Below are 21,049 nucleotides of genomic sequence, written 5' to 3'. Positions count from 1 at the left end.
GAAGTAAAAGAACGACAGTCCTCTTATTACAACCGTCTTTACTAAATAACTTATAAAGGGGTAATATCCTAATGAAATTTAAAGCTTTCTTTTTAACGATTACCATTCAAAAACGTAAACTTTCAAAACATGAAATTTCTCGTGAACAACATATCAAAAATATTATGGACGAAGTAAAAGAGCGTCAGTCCTCATTTTACAGTCGTCTTTACTAAATAACTTATAAAGGGGTAATATCCTAATGAAATTTAAAGCTTTCTTTTTAACTATCACCATTCAAAAACGTAAACTTTCAAAAGATGAAATTTCTCGTGAACAACAAATTAAAAATATTATGGACGAAGTAAAAGAACGACAGTCCTCTTATTACAATCGTCTTTACTAAATAAATGATAAAGGGGCAATAAGCCAATGAAATTCAAAGTATTCTATTTAACGATTACCATTCAAAAAAATAAATTTTCTAAGTCTGATATGCTTCATGAACAACAAATTAAACAGGCTATGGACAACGTAAAAGAACGACAAAGTCATTACTGTAGTCACCTGTAATTCCGATTTGAAAGGAGGAATTCATGTATGAAGTTTCACCTTTTCTTTTTAACCATTACGATTCAAAAAGAAACTATATCTGAAAATGAAATTAAACAAGAGCAACATTATAAAAAGATTATAGATGAAATTCGTGATCGTAGAAGCAAGTACTACACTCATCTATAATTATTTGAAATTATATTAGAAACGAAAGGAGTCGATTATGATGTTAATAACGCGGTGCAAAGAAATGATTTGGATAGTTCAGAGGGATTCCACGTAGTTTAACAGGAATACTTTATACATGCGTTGCAGTTAATTTGATGTGTAAAAAATATATAATAATACGCATTTCATACACTCTAAAAATTTGAAAAGATACACCACTTTTTCAGCGGTGTATCTTCCCTAATTTTTTCTATTTCCGATTACTTCGTTTCGTTTTAAACAATCTCACTAAGTTCGAAACAACTGTTTTCGTTACCGCATAAACAGGCACCGCTAAAATCATTCCGATAATTCCAGCAAAGTTACCTACCCCTAAAATAAGGATAATAATCGTTAACGGATGAATGTTTAATTTCGAGCTCATAATACGTGGAGATATGATGTTACTTTCAAACTGCTGTACAATTGTTACAATAATAATTACGTACAGAGCTTGCATCGGAGAAACGAATAGACCTACAATAACAGCTGGTGCTGCTCCGATAAATGGGCCCAAATTTGGAATAATGTTTGTAAGTGCTGCGATAATCCCTAAAACGAAAGCATACGGTAAACCGATGATTAAATAACCAGTAAATGTAAAGGCACCAATAAACATACAAACGAGCGCTTGCCCTTGAATATATGCAGATAATGTTTCGTTCGTTTCCTTTATGATACGAAGTCCTTCTTCACGGTAAGACTCTGGTAATACACTAACGGCTTTTCCTGGAAATGCATGTCCATCTTTAAACATATAAAATAAAATAAATGGTACTGTAAAAATAACTAATGCCACGTTCGTGATAATACCAAATAAAGCCGTTGCACTCGACGTAAGTGTGTTTGGTATTTCCTTTAAGTATTCAATTGCATTTTTCTCAATTGTCTCAATGGAAACGTAGTTTTGTGTAGATAGCCATTCAAATAATCTATGATGGGATAGATCTTGTATGTATACTTTTCCCTCTTTTATATAAGTCGGCATGTTTTTCACTAAATCCATTAGCTGCTGTGAGATAGTTGGAACAACTACTCCAATAGCAACTCCAGTTAATGTAATGATAAAAAGATACAGTAGTAAAATCGCTAAACCTCTCGGTACTTTTTTATTCTCCAAAAAGACTAACAATGGGTTAAAAATGAAGTATAAAAATAACGCGATTAAAATTGGGAAAAATAATGTTGATATGAAGATACCAATCGGTTGAAATAGAAACGATATTTTTGTGCAAATAAATATAATTCCTACAACCATCAGCACTTCTAATGTCCAAAAGTGCACTTTCGATTTCAAAAAAACATCCTCCTTTAAACTAGCACTTCTTTTCATTGTACCAAAATAAACATGAATTTCACATAATATTTTCCTTTACAATATTCCAAAATACCTTTAAATACACTACAATGAGATTACATACAAATTTGTAGGTAAAGGTGATAAATATGACCCAATGCATCATTTGCAGAAAAGATACGAAAGAACTTAGTGAACAATATGTCATACCAGAGATATTATGTGGATATTATTTCACAAACTCCATTTGTGATTCCTGTCAAGAACACATGACAACAAATGTTGACCGTCCTTTAATTAGGCATAAGCTAAGTCAATATAAGATTGAGCAAATGAAAAAACAAATCGACTCCCCTCTCTATACGAATGAACATGGTGAGGAGCTGGCGGCCGCTGAAACGGATCTTGTCGAAGTAAGTGATGAAATACTTTATTCCAATGCATTAATTATGAAACTATGTAAAAAGCACGATATTTCATTACATAATGAAATTTGGAAAGAAGAGCGCGTAACAAAAGTAGCTAGTTCTATTCAACGTGAATTGCTTTTAGATAACCGTAAATATAAAATGAGTGTATTAAAAAATGGCCTATACTTTTGCTGTCCAAACAATTGATGGTTACTTTGACGATTCAGACGCGATTGATATTTCTAACATTCTATTAAATGCCGATTTCATGGAATTAAAGGAAAAGAGTATCGTTCGTGACTTAAGCAAAAGTTCTTTATGGAATACATTAAATACAACGAGCGAAAACCATTACTTTATTTTACTTAGTGATAAAGACGGTTTATTCTGCTTCATTCGCCTATTTGATATTTTTGATGTTGTTGTTCATTTATCAGAAAAGAGATACAATCTTCCATCACCAATTGTCGGCGTAAATAATGTAGACAAAAAAGGATTTTTTGTGGAAAGTTTAAAACAGTATATGGATGGGCTATTTAAAGAAACTACACGTTCTATTTAATTGCCACCAGAACATACGGTCTCCTTTCTTCATGAAAAGACACTGTGTTATAATGAGTATGACAAGAACAATACAAACACATAAAACAATTAAAAACTGTATATAAATAAAAAAGACTAGTGTGCGGCTACACACTAGTCCACGTAACTTAGCAGATTGGATTGTTCATTTATCCTATTTGTTTCGTACAAACACAACAACCCACTTTCTATCGGCATAGGTGGGTTGTTATTTTTTGAGCTTGTCAATTAAGACGACAATAAACGTTAACAATGCAACGAGAAACAGTCCACCTTGCAGCAGCAACGCAATTTCACTCACGAATTATCACCCCCCTCCTACTTTGGAGAAGTGATAATTGAACAACCAACCGTACCATAAGTTACCTCTTAATTTTACCATATTTATTAATTGTTTACGATGAAAACCCGCAAGCTTAAAAAATTGCGAGTTTTTTATTTCTCACTATTTTTTTAAAGCATATGCATCAGCTATCATTTCACCAACGATTTTATTTTCTTGTTGCTTCTCGTCTTTTAATAAAGGGAATAACAGTTCTGCCACTTCTTCCCCCTCCTTGAACTGATTCATATAAATGAATAAATTCGGTTTTTATATAATAAAAAAACCAAAGGTATTTCCGATGAGTTAACTAGATTTTATTAAAAGACACATATGATTCGTTTGAACATCGTTACTGTTTGTTCGAAATACAGTTCGATTTATATTCATAAAAATAGTATATTTATTTATTTGAAAGGTATTTTTCACTTACTATTTTTCATGGTCCTTAATCCGCTGTAACCAATAAGAAAACTCACATGCTAAATGCATTTGATGTGATTTAATAAGGCTATTAGGACAAAGTGCTGGGAACTCAACAACTAGACGTACTTCTATCCCAGTATCAGTATCTTTAAATTGATGTCGAACTCCACCAATAATAGTACCATCTTTCATACGTGCAACACCTGTTGATTGGTATTGATAAGACTTATCTCTAGGTGTTTTTAATCCCGTTTCGTCACCAAAAACAATGAAAAATTGAACCGGGAACGGAGAATTACCTGTAGTTTCGATAACCTCTAATTCATTTTCCTCAAAGGGTCTTAGTACATAGTGATCAGGACAAGCTGATAAATTCACTTGATTATTTTCACGTGATTGTTCAAGCATAAAACTATCAATTCCATTTATAGCTTCTTCTGCTGTAATCCCGTCTAAATAGATACTTGTTTTTGAAAATTTTCGTCTATCGCCAGATAAAACAGAACAAATACGCATACCTATTCCACTTAATCTAAGTTTTGATTTCAACTTATCATACATCTCATTATATGAATATTCAATCTTTACTTCCGTTAGCTTTTTTATCATGGCGCCTGTATCATTTATTTCAGGCTCTTTATGTCCTAATGTATTTAATGCTTTTTTAATACGTTCTCTTTTCCATTTTGTAAGTTTCTCTTGCGAAATATTGTTTCCATCGATAATAATCTTCATATATATTCACCTTCTTTTTGATCGTATCGTAGTGTAGTTAATACTAAATTAACCATTTCTTGCTTCGTATCTAGACTCAATTTTACTTCTGAATGGGCAATACTGCTAAGACCGTATAAAATAAATCCAGAAGCTAATAATGAGTTGTCAGTATAAAAAATCCCCGTTTTCACTCCTTCTTCAATTACTTGTCGAATTAATGGTTGCATTCGTGTGAATAATTTCTGTTCCAGTTGAAAATGTTGTTCCGTCTGAAACGAACTCATATTTTTATAGGGTGCTAATTTTTCAATAAATGTCCAAAATATATCTAGAGAATCTTTCATCTTCTGTATTACAGACCGTTCATTTGAAATAAGTATTTCTTCGATTAACTCCATATTTTTCACAATGAAGCTATTTAAAGTCTCATCAACAAAATCTTCTTTAGATTTAAAGTAATAGTAAAACAGCCCTGTTGCTACACCCGCACGATTCACAACATCTTTAATGCTAAATCCTCCCATACCATTTTTCATATATAGTTCAAAACCAATATCCATTAACTCTTGGCGTCTTATATCTGGTTCTTTTGATATTCTTTTCATACGTCATCTCCTACTATGTTTTTTACCACGACTGAATCTGATTCAATCATAAACGACTGAACTTGATTCAGTCAATCTCATTTGATAAATTTAAAAATCAATTTAGAAACTAAGCAACAAAATTCCTACAAAAAAAGAGTAATCCCAAGAAATATGCTTCTAACCTTAGATTTATCAAAAAAGTTAGATCATATAACTTGAGACTACTCATTCTCATTAAACACGTATTTTCTTTTCAAATCGATTAAACGTTATTTTAGCTGCACCATTTCTGTCTCTACAATCATTTGAGGAAGCGACTTTTGAATTATTTCCTTTAAAACATAAAGAGCTTCATCCACATAGCCACCTTCAAAATTCTTTAAGGGCTCAGGTAATTCATCTTCATCTAATATATAGTATTCTCCACTTGGAAGTACCAAAATATCAATAATTAAGTCTTCAAATGACACTAGTTCGTCTGTTATGTGCGTATTTTTTACAATATTAAAATAAGCGCCTAAATACATTCCGTTCTTATCTCTCCATATATATAAATTGTACGGACGATTTTCCCAGTAGTATGCAATGGTGTAACTTCCTTTTGGGATTGTTAAACTCGAATCATTTGTATTCATCGCAAATGAATACTGAACCTCATGAAATAACATGATACTTTGAGATTTCTTTTCAAGTATTAAGCAATTGTGATCTATTATTGTTGAGTCATACCGAATTTTTCTTTCTGTAATTTCACTTTTAGGCGTTCGTAATTTATTCATTTTTTGTTTCCCCTTATGCTATTTCTAGTCTTAATTATATCCGTTTATATAGCGATAAAGAAGTGTACGGTCTACAATTACACAATAAAACTCCTTCTTATTTAGAAGGAGTTTTTCACTATCCACCATTCATATGTTTTAACCTTTCAGTAACCGCATCATAAAATTTTCTTTCCTCATCCACATTTAAATGCACACGACTCACTGTTTTAGAAAATCCATATAACAACTGCGCTTTAATTGGCTCTTTTAACGTTATTTCAAAAGTTGCAGGTTCCTTTATAAATTCCATAACAGTTGCATCAAGAACCTCTTTCTCTTCTTCTTTCTTTAAAAGTTCACCTTTATAAAATGCAATGTTATCAATTTGTGCAAATGGTATAACGATTTTCTTTCCTAATCCAATTTGAATAATTACTTTTTCTTCTGCAACGATAATTGGATTTTTACGCATCGCTTGTATTTCAGCTAAAAAATAAAACATCGCATATATGTTTAAAATAAGTAAAATCCAAGCTATGACTGGATTCCATTGATGAAGTAAATAATGAAAACCGATACTTTCAATTACAGTTGCATGAATAATCATGATATAAACACCTATTGCACCGGTCTTTTTATGATATGAGTATGTGAATTCACTTTCTGATGCTTTTACACGCCACGATAAAAAAGCATAATAGAATAATTTACACTCAGTAAGAATGATATTTACTGACTTACTTCTTTTCATAGTATCATCAAATGCTTGATCAATCGCATAAGAAAATGAAGAATACTCACTTCTATATTCTTTATATCGTTTTATTATTTTAGGTAGAACTCTAATAATTTTATATATCAGAAGCAGTTCAAAACATACGAACAAAATTTCTCCAGCAACTATTACATACGAAACAAATGAAAAAGCTTGTAAATAATCACTAGGAATTATAAATCTTGCGAACACGTATCCTGCTATAACTACCGGAAACATATACGTTAACGAATACCTTTTTCGTATAATAAAGAAATATGTGATGACTGGAATTACAAACATAAAATCTAATAACGAACCAAGCACTACTTCTTTCGGAGCAGCTGGTACAATTGGAAGGGCATACAATAAATAGTTTGACAACATAATTAATGATACAAGCCCAAACCAAACACCCATTCTCTTCCGAGATATGGTGACATTCATACGTTCACACCTCTATTCAAAAACCTCATTTAAATGGTCTTTATAAAATAAAATGGCACGTTCAAATTCTTTTACTTCCTCTACTTTTACGACCGCTTCCAGCAATAATTTCATCGCGGATTCATGATCGTTTACGTTATATTTTGCTAGTGATAAAAACACTTTCATCACGTCATTTTCCGGGAACTTCTTTATCCCTGCTTCTAATACAGTAATCGCTTTATCATACTCCCCTATACAACGATACGTACTGCCAAGACCGATATACGCACCGCAAAGAGATTCACCATCAAGTCCGTTCGCGATTGCCTGTTCATAATACGGAACAGCCTCCGTTTCAAGACCCATTACATCATGTATCCAGGCGCATTGATATAGTACTTCTGCATCTCTCGTAAAATTTGTTAACCCTATAAGTATCTCTTTAGACTGTGCATATTTCTTTTCATTTCTAAGTTTAATAGCTTGCTTCAATAAATGTTCCATAAAATCCACTCCTCACAAAATGTTCATTATGCATATAACATGTATTACACATTTACGAGCAGCTAATAGCCTATTCCGTTGATTCGATTTAATAATCAGTAAGGGAGAAGTTCCCTCACTAATTTAATATTAACTCCATTACATACTATGCGACTGCATCTCTTTCTAAAAGCTTAAATTTACATAGAAGTGATACGATTATATAAATGCTCTAACATATTGATAATTTCTTTTGCAGTTTCATCTTTCCCATTACATAACTTCACATTGCCCTCTTGTCCGATAACATGATGTACAGCGCCGCGAGAATATAAAGAATGCGGTGAGTTCGCTATCATTATACTTGCTTTCGCATCTTCCATCCTTTTGCTTGCTCTTTCAATAAGTTCTGCTTCATTCACGTCACTTTCCAGTTTAAAGCCAACGAGTATCGTTTCTGGATCCCAACTCTTTATTTGTTTTAATACTTTTGGTGCTTTTTTAAAATGAATAATTGGAGCGATGTCACTTGAAATCTTTCCGTTCATATTAAGAATATTTCCATCTTGATCACAAATCTTTTCGACAACCCAATCTGAGCCAGCAGCAGCCATAATAACCGCATCAACTTTTTCATGTGTAATAATACTTTTCATCTTATCTTGTAAATCAATAATCCCCTCAAATGGGTGCAATTCTAATTGGTCATTTACATCCATTGGCTTCTCAGCGAAATAGCCATGCAAATATATTACATTTGCTCCTTTTGTCATTAGCTCTTCTGCAATAATTCTTCCAATTGTACCTTTTGCTAAATTTGTATGTCCACGTACTTGATCCCATTTTTCTAGGCAACCGCCGCTCGTAATTAATACTTTTTTCCCCTTCATCTTAACCATCCCTTACTGATTTTTCGCACGAAACCACTCTGTTCCAAAGTCAACTGCATCGCGTTGTCTCATAAAACGGCACGTCGCATTCCCTATCTTCCCACGCGTAACTGTTCCTTTCTGTTCGTATTCAACTCCGATTTCTACAAACGTGTCAGAATCGTAATCCATTTCAACGAACTCTTTCCATACTCTTACACCTTCTTCTATAATAGGCGCTCCTACCTTTATTAACTCGCGTGCACCTGTACGTACCTCAGATAAATGTATGGACGTATTGGAGTCGTATCCGACACCAAGTAATAATATGTATCCATCTAAATCATATATTTTTCGTAAGGGCGATTCTTCCCCAAAACTTATGGAAAGTGAATGATTCGCTATAATTTCCTCAGCATGTTTCCCCCATGCTGCAAAACTACTTAGCGGATGATTACTGCGCAATACATTCGGATATGTACGAAAACATTCAACTACTTTTCCCATTGCCCTTGTTGGTGTTATACGTGGGTCAAATGCGGGGACATTATCCCGGATAATTTGCCACCAGTCTTCTGGTACAGGTGGTCTTGCCCAGTGTTTTGGATCGGATAAATCTGAAGATTGGGTTGGCATAATTATCGTTCCTTCTTCTGTAATAACTTTCATTAAGGCTTCTACTACCGCAACTGCCCCACCAGATATCCAACCGATCGAACTTAATGATGAATGCACAATAACTGTCATTCCTTTTTCTATCCCTAATGCTTTTAAATCATTTGTAATTGTTTCGATTGTATTTGGAAGTTGTGTACTCGCCACTATTTCATTCATTTTCACGATTGTTCCCCCATTTTGCTTTAAACTAATACATACATATATTATCATATTTTTCTTAATTTTTAACATAATCGTCCGATCTACTGTAAAATTAACTAAGTATAATAACAAAAATACTTATTTCATTCCTAAATCCAAACACAATACATAAAACCCTAGAATAACTGACTTTACAGTTCTATACTAGGGCTCCTTCTATTTCGATGTGTGAAATACTGCATACTAATTACATGCGACCTCTTATATTTTCCTTGGAAAAATTTATGATTTACATAGTTTTTTCACGTATCTTAAGTGAAGATATTTACTTATACAGAACCCACTATTTTTTCATCACCTACTTCATATTTTACTAGGCAATCATTTTCTATGATTAGTTCCTTGTCAACTAAGTTACCCGTGACACGATCTACTATTTTTTTATAAACTTTATTTTGCCTATATACTTGACCGTCTACTTTTTTTACAAAACGATGATCCTCTTCAACAATAGAATACGTATATGGAGGATACTGAGATGCCCTAATTTCTCCATATATGTACTCCTCGTCAATATGTAAATTAACTTGGTAGCAAAGATTTGAATTGTTCCTTAATTTCAGGTCAATAATACCATTCATCAAAGTAGCGCCTGTTCCAAATGGAATCACACGTCCATAGTCAGGGAATGGATCAAAACTATGGCGATACCTCTCCACTGTTTCCAACTCTGAATGAAGAAACATCCAGTAGAGAAGATTCCCTAACTGACAGAGACCACCACCTACTCCTTTAATCGCTTCGCCATTCATTAAAATGATTCCCTCTTTATATCCAGCCTTTTCACTGGAATCACCTACAAGATGCCAAAAAGAAAATGTTTCTCCTGGTTTAATTATAATCTTGTGTATTTTGCTTATAGCTAATTTTAGATTAGTAATTTTATTGTATTGCAGCTGTATATCCGTATCACCTAATTTTCTAATAAGCAAAGATTTATGCTTATATATATATCCTAGATAAAAATTCATCATGTATAAATCGTATCTACATATCCCATGCTGTGTAATAAAAAACTGGAGTGTACGGAGATGCCTAAAGGTTTACAAATTCAACATACGCATAATCTATCCCCAATCGATTTACGGAAATTAGAAAAAAAGAAAAAAAGCTTCCAATCAACGTAGGATCATTGCTGTTCGAATGATTATGGAAGGCTATATGGCTATAGAAGTAGCTAAAATTTTAGGCATCCATCGTCAAAGTGTATCCAGTTATATCATTAAATTTGAAAAAGGTGGTATAGAAGAGCTACTAGCTCGTAAACCGATCCCCGGTAAACAACCTCGTCTGCGGGCCACACACCAACAAGAATTGAAAGAATTGGTTTTACATTCAACTCCTACGGAGTTAGATATATCCCAAGATTCTTTCTGGAATACAAGAACGATACAATTGTTGATTCAACAAAAATTCGATGTAGATTTATCTCGTGAAAGCATTCGAACCATGCTACATCGTCTGAAACTATCTTATACACGTGCTACTTATGTGCTAAAAAAAGCGGATAAACAGAAACAACAACGATTTCAAAAACAAATCCAAGTAATAAAAGAAATTTGATGACTCCAAATACTGTCCTTTTATATCAAGATGAGTGTCATTTCAAGAATCAACCTACTCTTCATGCCACATGGTTTGAAAAAGGAAAACAAAAGAAAGTTCCTGTATATGGAAAATGCGCTACTACTTCTGTGTTTGGAACAGTTGATGTAGATACTGGAAAGGTGCTTTGTTTACCTGCAACTACATGTAACGCACAAACATTTCAAACATTCCTTACTTATGTAATACAAGAGTATCCTAACAAACACATCATACTGGTATTAGATAATGCACGTTATCATCATGCGATAGTGTTAAAGGATTTTCTTAAACAACATGAAGACAACTTAACATTACTGTTCTTACCACCATATTCTCCAAATTTGAATTTGATGGAGCGTATTTGGAAGTTATTGAAAGAGCGAGTTGTAGCAAATTGCTATCATGGAACAGAATTACAATTGATACAAGCTATAGAAATATTTGTACAGGATGTACAAATCAATACGAAACAAATTTTAAGTCGCATTCAATGTGTAGATATGTCGATTTTTTAACCAGGATATATATAAATTCTGTAAGGTAATGGGTCTTGTTCAAATGTTTTTGGAAATTTATGCCCTTCAAGACGATCACGTATCTTTTTTAATAACCTGCGTTGTCTTATTCTGATAGGAATTAAAATAGGGAACCTTTGTGTTAATAGTTTTCTTGCCATTGAGAGTCGAGCTCCTTAATATATTATTCACCGATATATTACATTTACACTTTATTCAACATCTAAAAACTCCATACGTGGAATATCATTCTCGTCAACTACCATACGGATACGTTCTTTACCCTTTCTCTGTATATTATCCTTCGATCGTCACCCCAATAAACATCGATAAATTCCCTGTTATTTTTTCTCCCACACGTAAAAACAGTCCCGCTGCTCTTCCGCTAATACAGTGAGAACCGATAAGTAGTTTACCAGTATACGGTCCATCCCACGTATCAATCGTATAGTCAGGCATGTCTACGTATTGCTGATATATTTTCCGTTGTTCAAAATAATACTCTGTTTGATCTTCAGCTAATAGTTCATCATTGTCATAAATAGATACTCCGCCACCTTCGCGGCCAAATAATGGTTTTGAAACATAAGATTCTTTTCTTTCTAAAAATCGTTTATTTGTAAAATACGTTGGAAGGAAGTATTTCTTAATGATCTCTCGCTCTTCTTTGTCAAAGAAAACTTGATCTTCATAAAGTTGCCAAATTAATGCGAGCATACCTTTATTTTGCATAACAAAAGCAGCCGGTGGGTTAATAATTTGCACCCTTCCTTGTGCGATATGATCTAAAAATTGTAGACCAATTCTTTTACCATTTTTATCAGTATCTGCAACTAAATATTCAATTGGATATAAACGATATAAGTATTTAATTTTATCGCCTGCCGGAGTGTATATTCCATCATCTGCAACAACGATATCTTGTATTCCTACATAATCGGTTTGTTGTTGTAAGCAATAACTTCTTAAAAACTGAACGGTTTGATGATCTTCATCATGCCAATCGTAGCTTGTAAAATAAATCGTTTCGTCAGGACTTATTTTATAATCATGTTTAATTTGTTCCCAAGCTTGAACGACGTGTTCTTCAATATGATTCGGATGATTCACATCATGATATCGACACAGTACTTCATTAGCGACAGATGGTTCTAAATAGCCTGTCGGAGTATCGCAATTTACTTCAATTAATTTAATATCATCATGCTTTACGATGAAATCAAGCCTTGTAAAATATGAAAATAAACCAGTATGTTTCATTCTTGCAATTTCCCACGTCTCTGGTGGAAAACCAAGTTTTTGAAATTGTGCTGGTGTATTTGTAATGTATTGATATGTTTTATATAACACATACATAATTTCTTCTGTCGCCTTAGAAATTGCAGTATATGTACGTACTGGCATACGATACATACTAGTAGCCATATATTGATTCCATTCTTCACTCTCTAACAAACTCGGCCATGTAAATCCATTTCTCCCAGCCTCTTCTGCAAGAGAAAACCAGATTTTCATATACTCTTCCTGTTCTTTTTCTGTATACATTTCTCCATTATCCTTTCAAATTAGGATCCAGCTGGTGCTTTTGCATTTCCAATTCCATTTGAACCAGAATTCACTTTCGGTGTTTGCGTAGTAGATGATTTTGACGTATTTGAATCTGGTGCCACTTTAGTTGAACTGTTCGGCTGTTGCTTATTCAAATCCACTTTCTTTGAAGAATCATTATTGCTACTAGTGCCACCGTAATACCCACCACTACCGCTGCCACCACTTCTTTGCTCATCCTTTTCACGGTATGGGATAATATTATTTGTATATGGCTTCTTTATAAGATTTGGTTTCGCGGTACTATACATATTCGACGTCTTACTTGCTAATAAATATCCAGCAACGAACGGGAGTATTGGCAGATGGGAGCTCTCATTATTAAATGAAGCAGGTGAATTATTATCTCTACATAATTCTTCTTTTTCTATATTTTCTATCGTTGGCGCTTTATCATCACAATTTAATGTTTCTTGTTCGCTTTCTTGCTTCGTACCATCTGTTTTTACCGCACTACTTTCTTTTTGTGCGCTCTCTTCATTATTATCAGCACATCCTGTTAATAAAAAAGATGACACTCCTATTGAAGCTGCAATTTTCACAAATTTGCTTTTATCCATTCTCATGTGTTATACACCTAATTTCTATTTATCTATATTTTTCCAATTATCTCTATTATATACTGTATATATCATTTTTTTCAAACTAAACTAAATATGTAAAATTACATATTTCAAAATACTTTTAAACTGTTCATTCCCCCAAATGGCAATGAAATCTTTCCATCCCTGGATGTTTTTCTCCTAGACTTTTAATCTTAAACTTCCACTTTTTATAAAATCCGACTGCCTCTTCGTCTGTCTCTGCCTCTATATATGTTAACTCATACTTGCTAATTATTGCTCTTATCATTTGAAGTGCAATTCCTTGATTACGATATTTTTCATCAACAGCTATGTGACACATTCTCGCTCTATTTGTATCAATTAATGCAATACCTATGCAACCCTTATTCCCATATTTATATAGCACTGCCTGATCATTTTTATACATTAAAACTGCTTTAAATAAGCTTGCTTCACTCGGACCGGTCGCATGCTTTAATACTTTTTTAATGGGATCTATTTCTAAATGCTCAACACGTTGTAACATCCTATCTCCATCCTTTCTCATGAAAAAAGATTAGCTCTTTATTGAAAAAGAGCTAATCTTTTTATGCCGTTATTTTCTCTTCTTTTTTCACAACTACAGCTACATAACTATGAAGTATCATTCCGACAATTACAAGACTCATTCCAACCCACGATAAAGAAGACGGAATTGGAGCCGATAACCAGATCAGCTCTCCTACTAATGCAAATAAAACTTCACCAGACTGTGTCGCCTCGACTGTTGCTAATTTTTGTGGATCATCTTTTACAAGATCTGTCGCAAAGAAGAATAATACTGTAGCAATTAAACCTGAACTAATCGCTACAATAAAACATTGAAAAACTTGACTACTTGACGGTAAACCGCTTGTAGATACTTCATAACCAGAAAGTAAAAACCAAAATGGTAAACTTGCTAATGTCATACCGAGAACTCGTTGGAAGACATCTAATTCGCCCTGACATACTTGCATCATTTTTCTATTTCCAAGTGGATATGCAAACGCAGCAATGAGTACAGGAACTACACATAAAATGGTTTCACGAATCCCTAAAGAAGAAGCGTGTTCTACTTGCATAAGAACAACACCAAATAAAATAATACCTGACATTACTAATTCCTTCATTGGAAGTTTTTTATGTAATGGGTCTACCGCAAAAAATGGTGTTAACAAAATCCCTGCAACTATTGTTATTTGCCATGTTGATGCAACAAGCCACCCTGGCCCATACGCTCCAGCGAAACTTAGCGGTGCATAAAAAAGACCGAATCCTACAATACTCCATAATAGCCATTCTTTCGGATTACTTTTCATATATTGAAAGAGTTGTTTTAAGTTCCCTCTATACATAACAATAAGTAATAGCATTGGAACCATAAAGTAATATCGTAGTGATGCACTCCAAATCCAACTCCCGCCCCCTAAGTCCATCGATCGGTTTAACACAAAGGTAAAGGCAAAGAAAAACGATGCCAATATCCCTACTGCAATAGCTTTCATTATAAAACCCCTTATAATAGTTTTTTTATTAAATAACTTTCAATCTATTCGAATGCAAAATTTTTCAACAGAATATTAACTTATAAAAATAATAATGTTTTTATTTATTATACAATATATTAAAATAACATTAAGAGGAATCGCTACAGCATTCGTTTCGTTAATTACGCTAATCGAAATGTGTATGTATTTTATATCCGCTGTATGCATAATGATCGGTGCATATCGTACAGATGAAGAGTTTTAACTTAAGAAATAAATTAGTTATTTGGATGTGATCATATTGGAAACATATAAAATTTCCATGGTATTCACCTTAATGATGTTAGCTGCAGGACTTTCTTTTCTTTTCATTTGTATTTTAGCTTTAATAGATGAGGGTTTTTTCCTTGGTATTCTAATTTTAATCATCCCAGGCCTTTTTTTATACTATGGTTTTTATCTTTTGAAAAAAAGAAGAGAGAACACAGTTTTTTATTGGGATGATGAAGGTATAATAATTGATTTAGATGGGAATAAAGTTTATTGGTATGAGATAGAAGATATTGTATACAGCGGTTTTCCAGAAACAAAAGCGACTGTAATTTCCACTCACTATACTCATCACGAAAATATAAGAATACACCATAAAAAATGGCAGCCAACAATTTCGCATATAATTTACTGGTATTTAATTGAGCAAGCAAAAGACTACCATAAAAATTTCATGTTAACTTGGGAAGAAAAGAAACAAAAGCCAATTTAAAATGAACTCCCCTAATCTATTAATTAAGGGGAGTTTTTCACACTTACATTTAGATTATATGTAAGTGATTTTCTTTGTATAATTTTCTCAATCGATTTATATGTGCTTGATGGTACCGATTATGATCAGCTATATGCCATATTCCCCATCTTATAGTCGCACTTTCTCCCTTTTCATAGGACACTTCCCGGGTTAAATCATTTTCTGTTAGTTTCATACATTCCGCATAAAATATATGTTGCACAGCTTCATAAGCTTGCATTAATTCTTGCAATGTATCTTTTCTTAAACTTGGCAATTCCCCTATTTCATTCAACATAGGCCCATATTTATTTTTAAGCCTCTGTGGAACTTCTTCTCCTCTTAAACGATATACCCAGTGTAAATCGACAACTGCTAAATGCTGAAGTAGTTGCCCTATACTATTTTCATTATTTTCAGACCCTTTAAAGGATAGTTCGTTCTCTTCTGTACCTTCTACTAAAATTTGCAATCGTTTAAATGTATCAAGAACTGTTGCATACAAGATCGCTACTTGCGGGTTCATATCTTTTTCTAAATGGAGATCTTTCATGATAATATCCTTCCTTTAAAGAAACAATACCATATTTTCATCATCACTATACACACCATTCATCTTTATAGCTCTTTTTTCAATTGCATACGTTTTAAAGCCCATTGATTTGTACAATTTTTTTGCTGGTTCGTTTGTGGACACAACACCTAAGGTTAATTGCTCTAGTTTTATATCTCGCGCTCTTTGAATGGCATTTGCTATTAACTCACGTGCCAATCCGTTCCGCCTGTTTTGTGCATCTACATACATCGCAACGACATGACCTTTATGCTTATATGCCTCTTTCTCTTCAGTCAGTAAAGTGACAACTCCAATTAATTGATTTTCTTTATTAAAAGCACCGAATGTACAACTAGTAGCAGATGTTAAATTACTTGCAACTCGGTCAAGAGGATTTTCCTGGCGGATTGCCTCTTCATAAGTTGTTATAAACGCCTCTGGATTTACTTGTAATGCTTGTAAGCGTAACTCCCAATATTGCTCCGCATCTACTTTCGTAAGTAATCGAATCATATTCCCTATCCCCTTTAAGTTTACATAATATTTTTATAGACTATTAAATAAAGATTGATATTCTTCTTTTAACATACTATAACGATAGCGATGAATGAATTTACCATGACGTAATCTATCATTTCTCATTATTCCTTCACAAACAAATCCTGCTTTTTCATAACTCTTTCTAGCTTGTAAATTATCTTCGTCTACTCGTAGCCATATTTTTTCTAATTCGAATGCAGAAAAGCCGATTTGTAACATACTGTATAGAGCTGCCATTCCATATCCTTTACCCCAATATTCTTTATTTCCAATTGCAATCCCTAGTTCAGCATTTTTATTCGTTTTATCGAAATTCTTAATATCTACCCATCCAATGTGTATATCCTTATCAGTTAGAATAGCCCGTTGTTCATATCCATTCTTTCGACTTATACACGTTTCAATCCACCTTCTCGTATCTTCACGAGTGAACGGTGGATATTGATCTGGTACAACTAAGTGCTTTGTTACTTCTTTATCTAATGACCACCTGTACCGATCTTCTACATCATCTAGTAATAGTTCTCTTAATTGAACAATTGGTACATTCATTTTGCTACCCCTTCTCATTTCCCTATAGAAAATCCTTCGAACATTCTTCCCCCATACTCTTCTAACGTTTTTTCTATAAAAGCGATTAAATCCTTTTTCTCACCTGTTTTATAAAAGTTATCGAAAACCACAACAAATTTCTCCGCATATACTTCGTCGTACCTTTTCAACACTCTAATGAACCATTTTGAATTTCCAAGCCATTGTCCATTTACCCTCAAAACATATTCATGTACTAAATCAGCTAATAAGTTTGCGATAAACAACTCTTCTTCTCTCTTTGTTGCACCAATCAGGTCATCCAAAGCATCCGTAATAAAATAGCGCTTCTGCTTCATCGTTTCTTCAGTCCATTTATCTGGTCCCTTCATTAGTAGATCATTCGCTTCTCTTTTTAACCGCTCAACAATTTCAACTTTCCCTTTTAAAACAAACCCTTCTAATACTAATTGCGGTAAAGAAGGTCTCCCGCGGTCACAATCCATTTTAAAAAAGGTTTTATACGTTTCAAAATTATGTACAAATACTTCAACAGGCCACCCATTACTATAGAAAGATTCTCTATAACAAGATGACAAACTGTGGTCGAATATTACAATATCAAGGTCAGATGTTTTCGTAGCCTCTCCTCTAGCAACACTTCCCCCTAGTAAAGCAACATCACAATTCGAAAATTGTGATGTAATTATGTTTTGTGCCGCTTCAATTGGTTTCATAATCTTATCCCTTCTTATTTTACCTTCCTTTTTTCAGCTCTTTCTCGTGCCTTTTTAATATATGGTTCTGCATCTGGAGTTTTGCATGACGTTGCACCATGATCAACTTCTACTTTTCCAATTTCACGTGCAATTTCAATCGCTTGTTGCTCTAAAGCTTCATTTCGAATCCCTATCGCTATTAATGCACTATTCATTGCTTCTCTTTTTCTGTTTTTTTCATTATGTATATGAACTTTAATCACTTCTAAATACGGTAAGAAGAAGTCATTGTCTAACTTTTTATTTTTTATTGCAATATTCGCTAATAATGACCAACCAGCTCTTCCAATCCATTCATCATCAGACTTTGTCCATTCTTCCATTCTTTCTATCGCGATTGGCGACGTACATATAGCTGTCATAAAAACGTCCATTAAACAATAATAATCAACATCCTGAACCCACCTATTTAGCTGTTCTGATGTTAGTTTCTTCGAATCTAAAATCATTGTCGCTAAAGTCATAGCATCCATATTTTTTGTTTCCCATAATGAAATTGCTAAATCATGATCTTTTTTTATCTTCTTTTTTAACAATTTTAAATTCGCAAAACTAACTCCAAATAACGGCTCTTTCGCCCCATGGTTTTTATACGTCTTACGAGTCTGTTCTGTCCCATACTCTTTTAGTTGCTGCATTACTTCTTCAAGTAACATATGCCCACCTCTTTTATGTTTTATGTTGACTTCATATATGTATGTACGATATATTCTACATTTATTTTTTGGTTTTCCTATATTTATTTTTTAAATACGGTATGTGAAATTTTTATCGATATTCTTTAAAACAAAAAACATCCTCTTCTTTATTTTTCACACGGTTGTTCATTCGTACTCTGTATACAATACTCCACTAGCGCATTCAACGGATTTATTATGTTCCTTCCTATTATATTTTCTACCCTTGTAGCAGCATCTACCATTGATAATTGTGCAACCGAAAACATTTCGTTTCTATTTTTCATAATTTCATATAAATACTGTTCTAATTTAGCATCATGCTCTTCTTTACGACCTTGCATAATTAACTCAAATATCCCCTCTATCACTTCTACTTTTACTTGTATGGATTTATTATTCTGCTGAGCGTATAGTCTTAAACGTTCCATCGTTCCTGAAACAGTACGGGTATTTGTAAATAGTATGGTCTGTGGCTCTTCAACCTGACAACTCATTTCAAAGAATGGCTCATCAATTTTCAATATAGGTATGTCTATTTTGAAATTCTCATCTAATAACGTAATATAATCTGTACAAGTTATTAAAAGTGTATCTACATCACTTTCAGCAATATACTTTATAATATCTTTTAAATTATTTCGTGCTTGTTCTCGTTCTATTTTTAGTCTTTGTGATAAGATTGGATCTACAAAATGGAGTATTTCTATTTCAAAAGATTGCAACACTCGGTCAATGTATTCAATATTTGAATGATGAGCATGTAAACAAGCTAATTTTTTCATACTTATCCTCCCTTTCTAAAACAAAAAACATGAATGAACCATTTTACATGCAGTTCCATTCATTTAATTCTTGTTTCATTTTTTCAAACCTGCAAAACAGTGAAATCTTGCATACTTTTTAACAAACTTTTTTGCGTTTTGTAAAAAAGTTTTTTTTGCAATTTCCCCCTCTAAAAATTGCTAATATAGTAGAGTAGAACTTTTATAGAGAGTAGGAAAATTATGCACAATGGAATTCGGATGACAACTTTAGTGAAAAGGGCTCTGTTGATTTGCGCTGGGGTATTATTTACATACGAAGCTGCTTACGGATCAACACATATCGCTCTAGCGAGTACAGAGGATGAAGCGAAATCTGTTCAACTTGTAAGTGAAATTCAAACGTCCCTTGCACCGAAAGAAGCTCCAAAGCACTATAACGGGCAAGTTAGAAAAGTCGCTTACTTAACATTTGACGATGGTCCTGGAAAATACACAGCTGAGCTTTTAGATATGTTAAAGAGTGAAAATGCAAAAGCAACATTCTTCCTAATTGGTTCAAACGTGAAAGCTTTCCCTGATCTTGTAAAACGTGAAAATGCTGAAGGCCACTATGTTGGGATGCACAGTATGACTCATAACTACAAGAAGCTTTACACAGAAGGTCATTACGTTGATGAAATGAAAGAAGACCAAGGCTTAATCGCTGGTGTTCTAGGAAAATCACCAGTATTAACACGCCCTGCTTACGGCTCAATGCCAGGATTAAATGAAGCCCTTCGCAACAAAGTTGTCGAAAATGGTTTAAAAGTTTGGGACTGGACAATTGATTCATTAGACTGGAAATACAACAAAATGCCAGTAGACGCTGCATCTGCTAAAATCGTAGAAAACGTTCTACATGGTGCTACAAACCCAACAGAAGTTATTCTAATGCATGACATTCATCCACAATCAGTTAAAGCAGTACCTGGAATTATTAAAGGGCTGAAAGAAAGAGGATATGAATTAGAAGCCTATAATGAGAACGAACACTTCCCATTAAACTTCTGGCATGATAATCGTATGTAATAAAAAGACTTGAATTCATTATTAGAATTCAAGTCTTTTTATTTCCGATGATTCAAAAAACCGAGTACTAACTAACCTATTCTTCAATGGCATTTTCATCTAAATCTATGGATTCTTCAATGATATCCTTAGTTAATTTAGATAATGTCCGCTTTCCTAAATCATTCTCTTCAGTAAAGTTTAAAAACAACATTTGTAATACTTCTTTTCTACTTCTAAAGACATTAGGATAGGATCTGTATATCTCGTCAATTCTACTTTTATTGTCTATTATACTAGATCTAATAAGGTCCCCCCTTACATAAT

At 33.4% G+C, this 21,049-nt stretch carries 28 protein-coding genes and 4 pseudogenes; 9 read left to right on the top strand and 23 right to left on the bottom strand.

The window, feature by feature from the left end:
- Nucleotides 1–71 precede the first annotated feature (71 nt).
- Genes CDB3_RS09905 through CDB3_RS09890 form a run of 4 tightly spaced genes read left to right on the top strand, consistent with a single transcriptional unit; the run spans nt 72 to nt 720 of the window.
- Nucleotides 72–215, top strand: a complete 144-nt coding sequence (locus CDB3_RS09905) for a YrzI family small protein (RefSeq protein ID WP_128854340.1) — start codon at nt 72–74, stop codon at nt 213–215.
- A gap of 26 nt (nt 216–241) precedes the next feature.
- Entirely contained in the window at nt 242–385 is a 144-nt protein-coding gene (locus CDB3_RS09900; protein ID WP_128854339.1) for a YrzI family small protein, read from the top strand.
- 26 nt (nt 386–411) lie between these two features.
- Nucleotides 412–552 carry a YrzI family small protein gene (locus tag CDB3_RS09895; protein ID WP_097830467.1) on the top strand — a complete coding sequence of 47 codons (141 nt, stop codon included), beginning with the start codon at nt 412–414 and terminating at the stop codon, nt 550–552.
- Between the two features lie 27 nt (nt 553–579).
- The gene (locus CDB3_RS09890; RefSeq protein ID WP_128854338.1) at nt 580–720 is read left to right on the top strand and encodes a YrzI family small protein; all 141 of its coding nucleotides are present in this window, start codon (nt 580–582) and stop codon (nt 718–720) included.
- A 232-nt stretch (nt 721–952) separates the two neighbouring features.
- Here CDB3_RS09890 and CDB3_RS09885 read toward each other — a convergent pair whose 3' ends face one another.
- Nucleotides 953–2,038: an AI-2E family transporter gene (locus CDB3_RS09885; RefSeq protein ID WP_000837890.1), complete on the bottom strand. Its 1,086-nt coding sequence runs from the start codon at nt 2,036–2,038 to the stop codon at nt 953–955.
- 149 nt (nt 2,039–2,187) lie between these two features.
- Between CDB3_RS09885 and CDB3_RS09880 the strand changes: the two are divergent.
- Nucleotides 2,188–3,010, top strand: a pseudogene (locus tag CDB3_RS09880) (HNH endonuclease).
- 228 nt (nt 3,011–3,238) lie between these two features.
- Here CDB3_RS09880 and CDB3_RS32265 read toward each other — a convergent pair.
- The 10 genes and pseudogenes from CDB3_RS32265 to CDB3_RS09835 all read right to left on the bottom strand — a co-directional run bounded on the left by CDB3_RS32265 (nt 3,239) and on the right by CDB3_RS09835 (nt 10,231).
- Nucleotides 3,239–3,331: a putative holin-like toxin gene (locus CDB3_RS32265; protein ID WP_001289319.1), complete on the bottom strand. Its 93-nt coding sequence runs from the start codon at nt 3,329–3,331 to the stop codon at nt 3,239–3,241.
- A 144-nt stretch (nt 3,332–3,475) separates the two neighbouring features.
- Nucleotides 3,476–3,589, bottom strand: a pseudogene (locus CDB3_RS09875) (alkanesulfonate monooxygenase); the annotation flags it as partial.
- 195 nt (nt 3,590–3,784) lie between these two features.
- On the bottom strand, nt 3,785–4,513 hold the full coding sequence (locus tag CDB3_RS09870; RefSeq protein ID WP_128854337.1) for a hypothetical protein: 729 nt from the start codon (nt 4,511–4,513) through the stop codon (nt 3,785–3,787).
- Nucleotides 4,510–5,100 (bottom strand): TetR/AcrR family transcriptional regulator, encoded by a 591-nt coding sequence (locus CDB3_RS09865; RefSeq protein WP_128854336.1) that lies wholly within the window; start codon nt 5,098–5,100, stop codon nt 4,510–4,512. The genes CDB3_RS09870 and CDB3_RS09865 overlap by 4 nt, the downstream gene beginning before the upstream one ends.
- Nucleotides 5,101–5,351: 251 nt before the next feature.
- Nucleotides 5,352–5,861, bottom strand: coding sequence for a ribonuclease FAU-1 family protein (locus CDB3_RS09860; protein WP_128854335.1), 510 nt, complete (start codon nt 5,859–5,861; stop codon nt 5,352–5,354).
- A gap of 118 nt (nt 5,862–5,979) precedes the next feature.
- On the bottom strand, nt 5,980–7,044 hold the full coding sequence (locus tag CDB3_RS09855; protein ID WP_128854334.1) for a hypothetical protein: 1,065 nt from the start codon (nt 7,042–7,044) through the stop codon (nt 5,980–5,982).
- Nucleotides 7,045–7,056: 12 nt separating this feature from the next.
- Nucleotides 7,057–7,530: a tetratricopeptide repeat protein gene (locus tag CDB3_RS09850; protein WP_128854333.1), complete on the bottom strand. Its 474-nt coding sequence runs from the start codon at nt 7,528–7,530 to the stop codon at nt 7,057–7,059.
- Nucleotides 7,531–7,709: 179 nt separating this feature from the next.
- A complete protein-coding gene (locus CDB3_RS09845) occupies nt 7,710–8,399 on the bottom strand; it encodes a phosphopantothenoylcysteine decarboxylase domain-containing protein (RefSeq protein WP_128854332.1) in 690 nt (229 codons plus the stop codon).
- Nucleotides 8,400–8,411: 12 nt separating this feature from the next.
- Nucleotides 8,412–9,212: an AAC(3) family N-acetyltransferase gene (locus tag CDB3_RS09840; protein WP_128854342.1), complete on the bottom strand. Its 801-nt coding sequence runs from the start codon at nt 9,210–9,212 to the stop codon at nt 8,412–8,414.
- Between the two features lie 314 nt (nt 9,213–9,526).
- Nucleotides 9,527–10,231 (bottom strand): VanW family protein, encoded by a 705-nt coding sequence (locus CDB3_RS09835; RefSeq protein WP_256869732.1) that lies wholly within the window; start codon nt 10,229–10,231, stop codon nt 9,527–9,529.
- 187 nt (nt 10,232–10,418) lie between these two features.
- On the opposite strand from CDB3_RS09835, the gene CDB3_RS09830 reads away from it, so the two are divergent.
- A complete protein-coding gene (locus CDB3_RS09830; RefSeq protein ID WP_256869731.1) occupies nt 10,419–10,820 on the top strand; it encodes a winged helix-turn-helix domain-containing protein in 402 nt (133 codons plus the stop codon).
- On the top strand, nt 10,820–11,359 hold the full coding sequence (locus tag CDB3_RS09825; RefSeq protein WP_142263482.1) for an IS630 family transposase: 540 nt from the start codon (nt 10,820–10,822) through the stop codon (nt 11,357–11,359). Before CDB3_RS09830 ends, CDB3_RS09825 begins: the two co-directional genes overlap by 1 nt.
- Nucleotides 11,360–11,370: 11 nt before the next feature.
- Here CDB3_RS09825 and CDB3_RS33230 read toward each other — a convergent pair.
- From CDB3_RS33230 to CDB3_RS09805, 5 genes and pseudogenes are all read right to left on the bottom strand, one after another.
- A pseudogene (locus tag CDB3_RS33230) lies at nt 11,371–11,520 on the bottom strand (VanW family protein); the annotation flags it as partial.
- 136 nt (nt 11,521–11,656) lie between these two features.
- Complete coding sequence (locus CDB3_RS09820; protein ID WP_128854329.1) at nt 11,657–12,904, bottom strand: glutathionylspermidine synthase family protein; 1,248 nt, start codon at nt 12,902–12,904, stop codon at nt 11,657–11,659.
- 20 nt (nt 12,905–12,924) lie between these two features.
- Nucleotides 12,925–13,533, bottom strand: coding sequence for a hypothetical protein (locus CDB3_RS09815; protein ID WP_128854328.1), 609 nt, complete (start codon nt 13,531–13,533; stop codon nt 12,925–12,927).
- 127 nt (nt 13,534–13,660) lie between these two features.
- Nucleotides 13,661–14,059, bottom strand: a complete 399-nt coding sequence (locus CDB3_RS09810) for a GNAT family N-acetyltransferase (RefSeq protein WP_128854327.1) — start codon at nt 14,057–14,059, stop codon at nt 13,661–13,663.
- A 61-nt stretch (nt 14,060–14,120) separates the two neighbouring features.
- A complete protein-coding gene (locus CDB3_RS09805) occupies nt 14,121–15,059 on the bottom strand; it encodes a DMT family transporter (protein WP_128854326.1) in 939 nt (312 codons plus the stop codon).
- 274 nt (nt 15,060–15,333) lie between these two features.
- Between CDB3_RS09805 and CDB3_RS31620 the strand changes: the two genes are divergently transcribed.
- Nucleotides 15,334–15,804, top strand: a complete 471-nt coding sequence (locus CDB3_RS31620; RefSeq protein WP_256869733.1) for a hypothetical protein — start codon at nt 15,334–15,336, stop codon at nt 15,802–15,804.
- A gap of 49 nt (nt 15,805–15,853) precedes the next feature.
- Here the strand turns inward: CDB3_RS31620 and CDB3_RS09795 are convergent, their stop codons facing one another.
- The 6 genes from CDB3_RS09795 to CDB3_RS09770 form a co-directional block, all read right to left on the bottom strand.
- Nucleotides 15,854–16,378 carry a DinB family protein gene (locus CDB3_RS09795; RefSeq protein WP_128854325.1) on the bottom strand — a complete coding sequence of 175 codons (525 nt, stop codon included), beginning with the start codon at nt 16,376–16,378 and terminating at the stop codon, nt 15,854–15,856.
- Nucleotides 16,379–16,393: 15 nt separating this feature from the next.
- Nucleotides 16,394–16,894, bottom strand: coding sequence for a GNAT family N-acetyltransferase (locus tag CDB3_RS09790; protein ID WP_128854324.1), 501 nt, complete (start codon nt 16,892–16,894; stop codon nt 16,394–16,396).
- Between the two features lie 33 nt (nt 16,895–16,927).
- Nucleotides 16,928–17,473, bottom strand: coding sequence for a GNAT family N-acetyltransferase (locus CDB3_RS09785; RefSeq protein ID WP_128854323.1), 546 nt, complete (start codon nt 17,471–17,473; stop codon nt 16,928–16,930).
- Between the two features lie 14 nt (nt 17,474–17,487).
- Nucleotides 17,488–18,189, bottom strand: a complete 702-nt coding sequence (locus CDB3_RS09780; RefSeq protein ID WP_128854322.1) for a nucleotidyltransferase domain-containing protein — start codon at nt 18,187–18,189, stop codon at nt 17,488–17,490.
- Nucleotides 18,190–18,203: 14 nt separating this feature from the next.
- Entirely contained in the window at nt 18,204–18,887 is a 684-nt protein-coding gene (locus tag CDB3_RS09775; RefSeq protein ID WP_128854321.1) for a DNA alkylation repair protein, read from the bottom strand.
- A 149-nt stretch (nt 18,888–19,036) separates the two neighbouring features.
- Complete coding sequence (locus CDB3_RS09770) at nt 19,037–19,693, bottom strand: hypothetical protein (RefSeq protein ID WP_128854320.1); 657 nt, start codon at nt 19,691–19,693, stop codon at nt 19,037–19,039.
- Nucleotides 19,694–19,915: 222 nt separating this feature from the next.
- On the opposite strand from CDB3_RS09770, the gene CDB3_RS09765 reads away from it, so the two are divergent.
- The gene (locus tag CDB3_RS09765) at nt 19,916–20,743 is read left to right on the top strand and encodes a peptidoglycan-N-acetylglucosamine deacetylase (RefSeq protein ID WP_088009509.1); all 828 of its coding nucleotides are present in this window, start codon (nt 19,916–19,918) and stop codon (nt 20,741–20,743) included.
- A gap of 76 nt (nt 20,744–20,819) precedes the next feature.
- On the opposite strand, the pseudogene CDB3_RS32040 reads toward CDB3_RS09765, so the two are convergent.
- Nucleotides 20,820–21,049: pseudogene (locus tag CDB3_RS32040) on the bottom strand (hypothetical protein); the annotation flags it as partial.

The sequence above is a fragment of the Bacillus sp. CDB3 genome (genome assembly GCF_002081505.1).
Classification (GTDB): Bacteria; Bacillota; Bacilli; order Bacillales; family Bacillaceae_G; genus Bacillus_A; species Bacillus_A cereus_AT.
The sequence above is the reverse complement of the archived record's forward strand: the minus strand, read 5'-3'. Positions and strand labels throughout refer to the sequence as shown.